The following is a 12,537-nucleotide window of genomic DNA, read 5'->3' on the forward strand; positions in this document are numbered from 1 at the left end:
AGGTCGACACGGCATGGACGCACACCCACCCGGCACATTGTTCAACCTCACCGAGAACGACCGGCAACTGCTGGCGTTGCTGCAAGCCAACGCCCGCGAGCCGACCGCTTCACTGGCGCGCAAGCTCGGAGTGTCGCGCTCCTCGGTGCAGGAGCGTATCCAGCGGCTGGAGAAGGCCGGCGTCATCACCGGCTACAGCGTGCGCATCGACCACGACCGGATACAGCCCACCATCAACTGCTTCACCATGACCTCCTGCACCAACAAGAGCTACACCGACGTCATGACCACCTTGCGCAAGATCGAGGCAGTGCAGGCTGTGTACGCGGTGTCTGGGGAGTCGGACTTCATCATTCACCTGGCCACCGGGACACTGGGCGAACTCAACGCCGAGCTGACCCGGATCAACATGATCAAGGGCGTGGCGCACACGGCGTCGCACATCGTGATGGAGACCAAGTTCAGCCGGAAGCTGAGCGTGTAGGAGGGTGGATGCCCGGTGAATGATTCACCGGGCAGGATGGATAACGTAAGCGCGCATTGGCGCCTGGCCATTTTTCACACAGGTAGCTAGTTCTCGGCATTATCAGCGAGCAAAACGATTATTCGTTGTCCCTTTGACACTGTCGACGAACCAAACCATCGTTCATCGGCTTTGACAATGTTGCATTCTTCGCCATACGCCGAATAGGTCACGCAAATCACATCGCCCGTGATCTTCCAACTCCCTTTAGCTTCAGGCATTCCAGTCATATTGATTTTGGCTGCTCCATCGGCTGTGAGAATCTCGGAAAAAGATTGACCATTTGACGTTACACTTTGATGTGAGCGTCCTACGAATTGGCTGGCAATGTCGTTACCGCTGAGTTTTGCGGCACTAGGGGGCGCCGGCGAGTGGGCGTCCATTGCCGGGTTGCCTCCGCTAGTGGCGCAGCCCAGCAATAATGCAGTGAGTGCAGCGGTGCAGATCGCTTTGATGAGTCATTCCTCTCTTCAAAAAAGGTATGAGCCATTTGCACTGGAGAGAACATTATCAACAACGCACCACTGACATGCCCAGAAAATCGGCTGAGCAGATATCCATACAACTGACTCGGGGTGAGTCTAGCACCCCATGTCGCACCTGCAATTTTGGGGGTAGGAGTACATCCAAGAGGCCACAGCGCAAACTCAGCCTAACCGCATAACTCTACTAAATGACTATTTAGTAGAGTTAGCGTGTTTTAGCCGATTTTAGCATCATGATAGGGTGCTTTCCACTCTATTCATGTCGCTAACGCCGACTGGCTGATCCACGCCAAGCCGCTAGCATTCAGGCGGTTAGCCATCCAAGCGGCAGAATCAGAAAACCGCCCAGTATCTCTGCGTCAAATTTCCCCTGGCCTGACCAGCACGGTTGGTGAAGGGTTGTTTGCGTTGTATGGAACGAACACTCCACAGCGTTCGTGCAGCTGGCTGATCAACGCATAGGGCTCGTGTTGTGAGCGATTGCGCATGGCTTTGGCTCATCCGGTTCAGGTGTCTGATAACGCATGCTGTAGCCTGGCGGCCATCGCTGGACCAAGCTGAACAGACGGTGCGTAGTGTGGAGGACTGCATGTTTTGGCGGACAGGCGATGCTCTCGGATCGCGCATGACAAGCTGGTTGATTAACACGCAAGGCATGGATTGATCTGCAGCTACGTATTGTGAATGTGGGCAAGAACGCTTGCACAGGTGACAAGCCTTTAGGCAACCATGAGGGTTCAGTCGAACAGCGTCTAGTGAACGTAGCGTCCGCAAGCCAAGGAATGGGCGTAGCTGGACTGCACGAATGGCGGGTTCGTGGCAAAGGCCGATCCCTGGCTTGCAGAGCCAACCCTGCTGTGGAGATTGCAAGATACCGCATTACGCATAATGTATATTATGTTAAATCGCATAAGTGTAGGCTTTCTATGAGGAACTGGCTTACCGTTCAGCGCCCACTCGTCATGAGTCTCCACGATGAATGCCCCATGACGTTTTTAGGCCCTCTGCACTGCCCCGGCTGACCTGGCAGCCATGACTTGGTTACTTGGCTAACCCAGCAGACTGGATTCCAAGATCGTCACCACAAGATGCTTTGCCCGATCATAGAGTCGATGATGCACTGGAGTTGGTCAATCCGAAGGATAGCCTTGGCTGATTGGGGCAGCGCCGACGCATGAGCTTTTATAGAGTTCATCATGAGACCGCCCATTGCCTGGGTCACGACACCGGGCTGTAGTCGGTATTCCAAAAAGACTCGGGGGAATTTTGCAGCCAAGCCTCTTGATCCGCTATGGCGTCCGATCATCCGACAGACTCTCTCTGGCGATGATCCAGGTCTGAGCTCTAAACACCATCGGATTTGATGCGCGGCGTCGATGCTTATGGTTACGGCAGCCTCATCGAAAAGAATCGGCAAAGCGCGCAGGTCTTATTCCCAACAGCTTCGTCTCGCAGGATGTCGGGTCTAACGACAGTGTTTGGCCAGATATCGGTATTTGCCAAGACATATCCAAATTCCACTGGTTTCAGACTTACTGAGGTGTACAGAGTAGATTGTCAAAGCATGGGAACCGAAGCGACTGGTTCGCCTCCTACCGTGCTATCTGAGCCTATGGCCTGGCACCCTCCTCTACGTCGGCCGCAGTGATGGATCAATGAGGCGCCCCCCCAAGGGTCGCTAGCGTGCACCTAGCTTTTGAATAGTCGATCTGAAATCCATTGGACGTTCCGGGCCGCCAGCGTCATTACTAGGAAGTTTGACGACAGAAAGGCCCCCTGCCCGTTTACCGCTTGAGCTTCAACGCTAAATCCTGCGCGCAATGGGTGATTTCGCCAGCCCTTGGGGTGTTTTCTACCGCCAGCATCAGCTTGCCTTTGAAAATGGTAGACAAATCCTCCACGCGAGAGAAATCCTGAACGGTTTCCGCCCACTCGTAGTTCGTTTCAGTCGGGTATTAGTTCTCGCCATGAATAAACACGCAGTCCTGGGCGTGGTAACCGGCACCGAGATCTAGCGAGCATCGCGCAAGCCAAGGGCGATGAGGGGCCTTTCTTTTGGCACCGTCCAGATAACTGGGAAACGAGGGTGTGACGGTGCCCCGAAGAAACACCGTCAGGCGCTGAAGAACGATTAACGGTTGATGGTTTTCATCATTTGCGCGGTATAACGCTCACCTTGTACAGGCACCTCGGCCAGAACCTCACCAAGTTCGCGAAGGTCTTCTACGGTCAACTCCACGGTTGCTCCGCCTACGTTCTCTTCAAGGCGATGCAGCTTGGTAGTACCTGGTATAGGCGCAATCCACGGCTTTTGTGCCAGCAGCCAAGCCAGCGCAATCTGGGCGGGGGTGGCTTGCTTGCGGTGGGCGATTTCACCGATCAGGGTGACGAGATGGTGGTTGGCCTCGCGGGCACCGTCAGCAAAACGAGGCAGATTGTTCCGGACATCGCCGTTGGAGAAGGTCGTGCCAGCATTAATTTTCCCGGTCAAAAAACCTTTGCCCAATGGACTGAAGGGAATGAAGCCAATCCCGAGCGCTTCGAGGGTTGGCATAATTACCTGTTCAGGCTCACGGGTGAACATTGAATACTCACTTTGAAGTGCCGACAGCGGCTGCACCGCATGGGCGCGACGGATAGCATCTACGCCGGCTTCACACATGCCAAAGTACTTGACCTTGCCTTCGGTGATGAGGTCGCGCACGGCCCCGGCAACATCTTCCATAGGCACGTTTGGATCGACGCGATGTTGGTAAAACAGGTCAATGCAGTCGGTCTTCAAGCGCTTGAGTGATTCTTCCGCCACTTGGCGGATGCGCTCAGGTCGACTGTCCAGCCCTGCGGCGGGAGTGCCGCCCTTAAAACCGAATTTTGTCGCAATGACGATCTGCTCGCGAAATGGTTGAACGGCTTCGCCAACCATTTCTTCGTTGACTTGCCCATAAGCTTCTGCCGAATCGAAGTGGGTGACGCCACGCTCAAAGGCCGCCCGGATGAGTTTGATTGCGTCCGCTTTGTCAGTGGCGGTGCCATAGCCGAATGTCAGGCCCATGCAGCCCAGGCCAATGGCTGACACTTCGAGGCCGTTGCTGCCGATTTTGCGCTTATGCATCATCCATCTCCTTTTGTGGGTGTTGGAAATCAACCCACAAATTGTTTGGTTATTGGGGATGCAGCGACTTTATAAACATCTCCCCCATTAAAGAAGTGGCATACTGCGATAACCGGTATGAGATTAATTCATAATGCCACAGAACGATTTCAACAGCCTTGCGGTGTTCATCACCGTTGCGCGCGAGCGCAGTTTCACCAAGGCTGCGGCCCATTTGGGCGTGTCCCAATCTGCTATTAGCCATAGCATTCGCAGTCTTGAGGAACGTCTTGGTATTCGCTTGCTGGCTCGAACCACACGCGGCGCGTCGCCGACCGAAGCCGGCGAGCGATTGCTTGTGAGCCTTGTGCCCTACTACGAGGGGATAGAAGCCGAAATTGCCGCGTTAGGAGAGCTGCGTGACAAACCGGCCGGAACTATCCGGATCACCTCGCCCGATCATGCGGCATCTACCATTCTCTGGCCGAAACTCTCTAGGTTGCTGCCGGAATATCCCGATCTGACTCTAGAGATCAACATCGGCTACCGGTTAATCGATATCGTCGCTGAACGCTTCGACGCCGGAGTGCGTATAGGCGATCAAGTGGCAAAGGACATGATCGCAGTCAGGATTTCCCCTGACTTTCGAATGGCTGTGGTGGGGGCGCCGAGTTACTTTGCTCATCGTGCGAAACCACAGATTCCCCAAGACCTGACAACTCATAACTGCGCGAACCTGCGTTTGCCCACTCATGGTGGTTTGTATGCCTGGGAGTTTTCCAAGGCCGGCAAGGCGCTACAGGTTCAGGTGTCTGGCCAGATGATCTTTAGCAATTCACCCCAAATAATGGCCGCCGCTCTGCAAGGATACGGGTTGGCATATGCACCGGAGGATCTTGTCCAGGCATATGTCGAGGATGGTCGGTTGATCCGTGTTCTTGAAGACTGGTCGCCAACTTTTCCTGGATATCACCTATATTATCCGAGCCGCAGGCAGTCATTGCCAGCCTTTGCACTGATAGTCAATGCGCTCCGCTACAAGAGTTAAACGACTAAGTATTTGCCTGCGCCGCCAATTGAGCGTGTGGCTCACTCAGTTCATGTAGCGCAGGGTTCGCGCATCATCGAGGCAGTGCGTAGGCCACCACGTAATCCCCCTTTGAAGTCGTGGCGGAGTTTCCGCCCGCGCTGATAACCACAAATTGCCTGCCGCTTTTCGGAGAGATGTAAGTCATCGGCGTTGCTTCCGCGCCAACAGGCAGGCGCCCTTTCCACAACTCCTTGCCGGTGCGCACGTCAAACGCGCGGATATAAAAGTCTTGCGACGCTGCAATGAACACCAGACCTGTAGAGGTTGTTATCGGCCCTCCACGTGTGGGCATGCCGATAGGCATGGGCAAGTGTGTGGCGATCCCCAGAGGACCGGTGTCTTCAGTCGTTCCTAGCGGCGTTGACCAAGCGACTTTGCGCGTTGCCAAATCGATAGCGCTGATTGTCCCATAGGGTGGCTCCTGGCAAGGAATGCCCAAGGGCGACAGGAAACGCCCCATCTCGATACCCCAGGGCGTGCCTGCCTGCGGAGCGTTACCCTCGTGGCCGCCATTTTTTACGCTTGCTTCGTCGTAGGCTTTGCGGGGGATCATGCGATTCCAGATGGCAACCCGAGTGTCATTCACAATCAGATAGCCGAGGTTCTCAGCGATTGAAACCGAACCCCAATTCATACCACCCAGCCAGCTCGGGTATTGAATCGTCAGGCGCTCACTGGGCGGCGTGAACTCGCCCTCATAGCGTGCTTTACGAAACTCGATTCGGCAGATGAGTTGATCTACCGGTGTGAGGCCCCACATGCGCTTTTCACTAAGCGGCTCAGTGCCGATTGCGGGCATGCCTACTGAATAGGGTTGGGTCGGTGAACTGCGATCATCCGGTACACCCCCCTGAGGAACAGGGCGCTCCTCAACGCTGGCTATCGGAGTACCGGTGCGCCGGTCAAGCATGAAGATCTGCCCGCGCTTGGTCGTCTGGATCAACGCCGGCACCATAGCTCCATGGCCGTCCGGAACATCATAAAGGGCTGGCTGGGAGGGCACGTCATAGTCCCATAGATCGTGATGCACGGTCTGAAAGTGCCAGCGCTCACGGCCTGTAGCGATGTCAAGTGCGACGATGGACGACGAATACTGGTCATCAGCGGGAGATCTATGACCGCCCCAGAAATCAGGCGTCGCGTTCCCCGTTGGCAGATAGATCAACCCCAACTCATCGTCAAACGCTGGTATCGACCACACGTTCGGAGTACCTGAGGTATAGCTTTGTCCTTCTGGAGGCTCGCGTGTAATCGTGGGGTTACCCAAGTCCCATGCCCAGACCAACGCGCCTGAGCGAACATCGAAGGCACGCACAACACCGGACGGTTCCCCCGTTTTCTGGTTGTCCCACACAAGCCCACCGACCACGACCAGGTCTCGGACAACGGTGGGTGCTGCGGTCGGAAAATAGAGTTCCTTGTCCGGGCTCCCCATGCCAATCCGCAAGCTGACGCTGCCATTGTCACCAAAATCTTTACAGGTCTCACCCGTCTGAGCGTCCACCGCGATCAAGCGGGCATCCACCGTTGTCGCTATGATCCGACGCGCGCAAGCCGCCACAGGTACTTGGGTGTCCGTCGTTGCTACATCAGCGGTGTCCTCGTAATAACCCACACCACGACAGCGTGGGTACACGTTATTGGCCTCAACCCTGGGGTCATGGCGCCAGATCTCCTTCCCCGTCTCATCGTCTAGGGCGAATAACTGGCTGGACTGAGTGCAGCCGTAAAGCATGCCGTTGACGTGCAGTGGCGTCACGACATGGGCCTCTTTAGCCTCCTTAGGAATCTCGCCCGTTCGGTATGTCCAGGCAACCTTGAGCTCAGCTACGTTCAGCGGGTTGAGCGTATCCAAAACAGCGTGCCGGGTGCCGGAAGGTGTACGCCCAAAGTGCCGCCAGTCGGCGGCAGGTTCGACTATGCCAACCGCTTTACCGGGGACTGGACTCGGTGCAGCGTCAGCAGTCTGAATAGGCTGCGGCTGCAGTGCTGCATAGAATGTTCCCGCGAGCGCGACAGCAACAACAAACGCGCCAGCGTATGAAAGCCTGGCCACCAAAGGCGTGCCGCCAGAAAGTAGCTTTGGGGTGCCTAGCAGTATCAGGAAAGCCAAGGCAGCCAGCGCCATCAACCTTGAAAACAAAGGCCAAAATGCGAAACCCACGTCCCATACCGACCACGCTATAGACGCAATGAACAGGGCAAGATAAAGCAACGATCCTGACAGACGCCCACGTAAAAGAAGTCCCCCGGATGCGGTCATGCCCAAGCCTGCCACGGCAAAGTACCGGGAGCCTCCCAAGTTAATCAGATAGATTCCAGCGATGAGCATGAACAACCCTGGTAGCAAGGTAATTACGCCCAGTGCGATAAGCAGCGCACGGGGTGTCCTGGACAGCTTCATTTCTGGCATAGATCATTTCCTTGATATTGTGGTGAGCGTTGGCACTCGTGGCATTGACTGGCTACAAGCGGGCGTGGCGAAGCTCGGAGGTCAACGCATGATGAAACCGCCGTCCACAGAAATGGATTGCCCTGTCACATAGCTGAGCGAACGCGTTGGCAGTTGCCCAACCAATTCCAGAGGCTGCACCTGTGACCAGTGCAACTTGGTTTTCAAATGAAAAACTCATCGAAGATCCTCAACTTTAAAGGTGATCAGATACAGGACGTGCCCACAGCACGCAGGCTGCGGCGAGCAGACAGCCAAAGCCACAAATGCCCACGACCGAGCCCATGGGCCAGGGAGTGCCATCGGCAAACCTCGCCACCAGTGCTGAGCCCAAAATACCGGCTCCGTACTGCATAGCGCCGGCGAGTGCTGATGCAGTGCCAGAAAACTGGGGAAGGCAGTTCAATGCTCCCGTGATGGCGTTGGCCAGAACAAAGCCTGTGGCAGTGACGAACACGAAACAGCCACAGATGAGCAGCGGCAGTCCGCCCCAGTCAGCCCAGGTGGTGAATGCGATCAGGGCTCCGGCACTGGCCGAGATGACCCCGCCCACAAACAGCACTGCGTCGGCGTCATAGCGATTGAGCAATCGAGCATTGAGTTGATTGGTGACCATAAGCCCAATGATGCCGGCGCCGAACAGCACGCCGTACCACTGCGGATCAACATGGTGGTAAGCGATGTACGCAAAGGGCGAGCCCGCGATGTAGGCGAAAGTACCCGCGTAGAAAAACCCGCCAGTGGCAACGTAGGCCAGAAACCTGGGCGTGCGCAGCAGCAATCCATAGCGCTGGATGATGGTTTGTAGCGAAGTGTGGCTGCGCCGGGAGGCTGGTAAGGTTTCGGGTAAAAGTACCAGACTAGCTAGCGTGGCCACCCCCAGCACTACCAGGGTCCAGAAGATGGCTTGCCAGGAGAACGAATGCAAAATCTGCCCGCCAACCGTAGGGCCCGCCAGTGGTGCGACCGCCATGATGGTCATCAAGGTGGACATTTTCTGGCCGGCTTGCCGGCCTTCATAAAGGTCACGCACCATGGCCCGTGCGAGAACCACATTGGCACAGGCCCCTAATGCTTGCACCACACGCCAGACGACCAGGGTGGTGCCATCACTGGCCAGCGCACAGCCGGCGGATCCCGCGATGAAGAGCAAGCAGCCAAGCGCGACAGGCAGCCTTCGGCCATAGCGGTCACTGAACGGCCCCCAGAACAGTTGCCCTGCGCTGAACCCAGCCAGGTAGCCGCTCACGGTCAGCGCCATCGTGCCGCCGTCTGTGTGTAAAGAGGTCGCCATAATTGGCATTGCTGGCAAATAGAGGTCGGTAGAAATCGACGCGAAGGCCAACAAGGCGCTAAGGATCAACAGAATCCGGATGCCGTGCCGCGGTTCGTGCCCCGTTTGCGCTTCTCCAGAACGAGGCTCAGCCAATGCTATTTCTCTCACCGCGCGTTGCCTTCAGGAAAAATTCGAAGAGTCGCAGCTCGCGAGCGCTCGCTGATCATAGGAGCCAGATAGCTGCTGGTGCTGTACTTGGCTCGGTAGGCGTCGTCGATGGGATCATTGACGTCACCGCTAACCGGTTCAAACCTGACGTCGATCGTCTTGCCGGCTGTGATAATCCTACCGGCCCTTTGTTCAAGTGCAGCCTGGTACCAACGGGACTGAACGCCGCTGTAAGCACGCACATAGAGGTCACCTTCCACCTCAACGCACCATATAAATGTCGGCGTACCGTAGTTCACCATGTCCTGTCGAAATACCGAGATATGTAAGTCGTCTGCTTTGACGATAGTGCCAAGCTCACGCTGATCCCACTTCATGGGTGCCTCCTTTTGCTGCGATGTGCTGACCGCATCCGCGCTTGCGGCGTCAGTGCTGAGGCCACTGCAGATAAACAACGAGCTCAATGCCATGCCTGGAAGTAGTCGAGTGCTCATATTTGATTCCTCCTCAGCGACGGTTGCGGTGGCTGACATGCGTATAAAATTCGAGTGTGCTAAAACTAATCACTGAGTCAGCCCTTGAATACCGGGCTTAAGTAGGATGCTCTACTGAGCAGCACTCATTAATGTTAGGAGAGCCGGGGTAGAGCGACCGCCCGGATAACTTTCGGACTGCTGAGCTCGGCTCACCGGATCATGTTGGTTTTGGTGGTAGTACAGAAGGCAATGCTGATCTAGCTTGTGCGCTTGAACGCCCACTAGCAGGAGCTTGTCTATGAGAGGATTTATCAAGACGTCTTCGTTGGCCGTAGTGATGTGTACCGCCATCTCTGCTCATAGCGCCGAGATTCCAAACGATCAGGTAATGGCCGTCACCCGAAATGGTGAACAACCTTCGATGATGGGAGCGCCAGCCAACTTTGTTGGAAACGCGCGCATCGACCCTCTCTTTCCGGCACGCGCACCCTCGACTGTCTCGGCAGGCGCAGTCATTTTCCAGCCCGGAGCACGAGCAGCCTGGCATACCCACCCCAAAGGCCAAACCTTGATAGTCACGGCGGGTACCGGCTGGGTACAACAGGTAGGCGGAGAGAAGATCGTTATCAAACCAGGCGACGTCATCTGGACACCGCCCGGCGTCAAACATTGGCATGGGGCTACCGCGATTACAGGGATGACTCATATGGCCATCCAGGAAGCTGTCGACGGGAAAAACGTCGAGTGGATGGAACTGGTCAGCGAAGCGCAGTACGAGGCTTCCCGATGAGCTGGGCAAAAGCAGGCGTCGCCTGCCTGACCCTATTACTGGTCGCGTGCTCGACCAAAGACCCCATGTCCGCACATCGCTCTCCGGAAGTGCCGACTCTTGAGGACATGCGTGCAGTATCTCCCGCGCTGGCTCATAACACTGAGATCACCCTCCTGGGTGAGGTGTGGAAACGCCCGGGCTTATCGCCCCGCGATCGCAGCCTAACCACACTGGCGGTGCTGATTTCCAAGCAGCAAACGGTCGAGTTGGCGTATCACCTGAATCTGGCACTGGACAACGGCGTCAAGCCTTCGGAGATTTCCGAAGTCATCAACCACCTGGCGTTCTATACCGGTTGGGGCAACGCAACCGCTACGATTCTTGTCACCAAAGAGGTATTCACCCGGCGCGGGATCACGCCGGATCAATTGCCGCCTGCCTCACCTCCCCTACTCGCTATCGACCAGGCTTCCGAAAAGGTTCGTACGGCGTATGTCGATAAGAATGTAGGGCTTGTGTCTGCGGGTCTTGTTCATTACACCAGCGCTTCTCTGTTCCACGACTTGTGGTTGCGCCCAGGCCTGGCCCCACGTGATCGAAGCCTCGTCACCGTAAGCGCCCTGATCGCCACGGGACAAGTCGCTCAGCTGGCCGCTCATCTCAATCGCGCGATGGATAACGGACTGACGCAGTCTCAAGCCTCGGAAATGTTGACTCAGTTGGCCTTCTACGCCGGGTGGCCCAACGTGTTCACCGCCGTGCCGGTAGTGCATGAGGTGTTCACGAGCCGACAAAAACCTCAGATGCAAAGGGATGGGTAAAGATAGCTGGTCGGGGCTTGCGAACGTGGGCCGCCGTAAAATGATACTGGAAGGCGGAGCGTTGTAGCGGCGCCTTTTTGTAGCCTACGGCAGATTTAGTCCTGCAGTGTCTGCCACGCAAAAGCAGTCATGTGGCTTTAGTATTACTTCCTTCCCCAGCGGCCGCGTTGAACACGAGTGGCTGCTCACGCGGCGCCTGGGTTAGGAGTGAGTTATTGGGCTGGGACTCCCTCAATCAAGTAAACATCTGTGTTAGCTGATCGCTGGCGGATTTTCCTGAGTTCGGTGTACTCCGCAGAGTTGTACCAAGCCTGGGCCTTTTCGATGCTTTCAAATTCGATAACAACGCGTCGCCGCTTCGGCGCTACACCCTCAAGCGAAATAGTCTTGCCGCCACGCACGACGAAGTGCCCGCCATAGGGTTTGAAGGTGGCTTCAACCCCTGCGCTGTAAGGCTTCATACCTTCTGGATTGGTAATTTCAAACTCGCCGACATAGTAGGCCGGGGCATGTGCGTACGAAGCCTCAGACGCCATTACCTGAAAACTATTCATTGAGACAAACGCAAGACCCGCTGCTGCAAGCGCCATCACTCTTAAACTCTTCATCACATTTCCCCCATTTGAAAAAAACTTGGCTCTGCGCACGACTCCCTAATGACCCGTCAGTTCGAACAGATCTATCATCGACCCGGCTGAATGCTGAGTTAAACCGGGAAGGTCTCGATCAACTCTTTAGACAGGATCATCGACTGAGTCGTTTTCACGTATTCTTGAAAATGCGGTGAAGCAATATGGCTTTGATATGCCGCTCCATCCGATTAGATTGCAAAGAAATGGAGCCTATTCGGGTGTCCTTTTTCTGCAACTGAGTAGAGAGTCAGCACACCCAGTTCAAGACGGACGGAGTCGGCCATTTCCTCTTTGACGGCAACTTGACAAGCCGCCAGTTGAGAAGGATCGATGACAAGCTGCGCAATACGCACAATTTGCTCAGAAGGTAGTGCGGCAACCGCTGATCCCACCCAAACACCACTAAAAAAACATGGCCTTGAGGATTGATATTCGCATTTATACTTCTCTGATGAAGGACTGCGAAGCCTTGCCTCAGCCATCGCTCACGATTGTCCCTGATTAAACCAGATAACCGTTAGGAGTGGTCAAGCCGCGGCCGGCAGCTGTATTCAATCCCCGATACCTTAATACCCGCCAATTCCGGGCCTTTGTGGACATTACTGAGCGCTACTCATGGATTCATCCTTAAAATCGCAGTTATCAGCTAGAACGCAGTGCCATAGGCTCTAGTCATGAAAATACGGCACTGCGTGCCGTCATTGCCCTCACATTAGACGTGCGCCGGTAAGTCATCAGTAACTGATACCCG

General features: G+C 55.5%; 10 protein-coding genes and 1 pseudogene. 4 read left to right on the forward strand and 7 right to left on the reverse strand.

Features of this window, described 5'->3' with window-relative positions; translation table 11 throughout:
• Positions 1–13 precede the first annotated feature (13 nt).
• Complete coding sequence (locus IFT44_RS02335) at positions 14–484, forward strand: Lrp/AsnC family transcriptional regulator (protein ID WP_122478066.1); 471 nt, start codon at positions 14–16, stop codon at positions 482–484.
• A gap of 86 nt (positions 485–570) precedes the next feature.
• Here the strand turns inward: IFT44_RS02335 and IFT44_RS02340 are convergent, their stop codons facing one another.
• Together IFT44_RS02340 and IFT44_RS02345 are read right to left on the reverse strand one after the other, a co-directional pair.
• On the reverse strand, positions 571–906 hold the full coding sequence (locus IFT44_RS02340; protein WP_192175345.1) for a hypothetical protein: 336 nt from the start codon (positions 904–906) through the stop codon (positions 571–573).
• Between the two features lie 2,233 nt (positions 907–3,139).
• Positions 3,140–4,120, reverse strand: a complete 981-nt coding sequence (locus tag IFT44_RS02345; protein WP_192057075.1) for an aldo/keto reductase — start codon at positions 4,118–4,120, stop codon at positions 3,140–3,142.
• Between the two features lie 133 nt (positions 4,121–4,253).
• On the opposite strand from IFT44_RS02345, the gene IFT44_RS02350 reads away from it, so the two are divergent.
• Positions 4,254–5,147, forward strand: a complete 894-nt coding sequence (locus IFT44_RS02350; protein ID WP_192057074.1) for a LysR family transcriptional regulator — start codon at positions 4,254–4,256, stop codon at positions 5,145–5,147.
• Between the two features lie 73 nt (positions 5,148–5,220).
• Here IFT44_RS02350 and IFT44_RS02355 read toward each other — a convergent pair whose 3' ends face one another.
• The 4 genes and pseudogenes from IFT44_RS02355 to IFT44_RS02365 form a co-directional block, all read right to left on the reverse strand.
• Entirely contained in the window at positions 5,221–7,602 is a 2,382-nt protein-coding gene (locus tag IFT44_RS02355; RefSeq protein WP_192101983.1) for a membrane-bound PQQ-dependent dehydrogenase, glucose/quinate/shikimate family, read from the reverse strand.
• 136 nt (positions 7,603–7,738) lie between these two features.
• Positions 7,739–7,822 (reverse strand): annotated as a pseudogene (locus tag IFT44_RS21055) (oxidoreductase); the annotation flags it as partial.
• A 15-nt stretch (positions 7,823–7,837) separates the two neighbouring features.
• Positions 7,838–9,070 carry a multidrug effflux MFS transporter gene (locus IFT44_RS02360; protein ID WP_192175346.1) on the reverse strand — a complete coding sequence of 411 codons (1,233 nt, stop codon included), beginning with the start codon at positions 9,068–9,070 and terminating at the stop codon, positions 7,838–7,840.
• A gap of 11 nt (positions 9,071–9,081) precedes the next feature.
• The gene (locus tag IFT44_RS02365) at positions 9,082–9,462 is read right to left on the reverse strand and encodes a DUF2255 family protein (protein ID WP_192101981.1); all 381 of its coding nucleotides are present in this window, start codon (positions 9,460–9,462) and stop codon (positions 9,082–9,084) included.
• 436 nt (positions 9,463–9,898) lie between these two features.
• Between IFT44_RS02365 and IFT44_RS02370 the strand changes: the two genes are divergently transcribed.
• Both IFT44_RS02370 and IFT44_RS02375 read left to right on the forward strand, forming a co-directional pair.
• On the forward strand, positions 9,899–10,351 hold the full coding sequence (locus IFT44_RS02370; RefSeq protein WP_446730938.1) for a (R)-mandelonitrile lyase: 453 nt from the start codon (positions 9,899–9,901) through the stop codon (positions 10,349–10,351).
• Positions 10,348–11,154, forward strand: a complete 807-nt coding sequence (locus tag IFT44_RS02375) for a carboxymuconolactone decarboxylase family protein (RefSeq protein ID WP_192101979.1) — start codon at positions 10,348–10,350, stop codon at positions 11,152–11,154. The genes IFT44_RS02370 and IFT44_RS02375 overlap by 4 nt, the downstream gene beginning before the upstream one ends.
• 212 nt (positions 11,155–11,366) lie before the next feature.
• On the opposite strand, the gene IFT44_RS02380 is transcribed toward IFT44_RS02375, so the two are convergent.
• Positions 11,367–11,762, reverse strand: a complete 396-nt coding sequence (locus IFT44_RS02380) for a DUF1330 domain-containing protein (RefSeq protein WP_192057070.1) — start codon at positions 11,760–11,762, stop codon at positions 11,367–11,369.
• Positions 11,763–12,537 lie beyond the last annotated feature (775 nt).

The organism is Pseudomonas sp. CFBP 13710 (assembly GCF_014842235.1).
In the GTDB taxonomy this organism is placed as follows: domain Bacteria; phylum Pseudomonadota; class Gammaproteobacteria; order Pseudomonadales; family Pseudomonadaceae; genus Aquipseudomonas; species Aquipseudomonas baltica.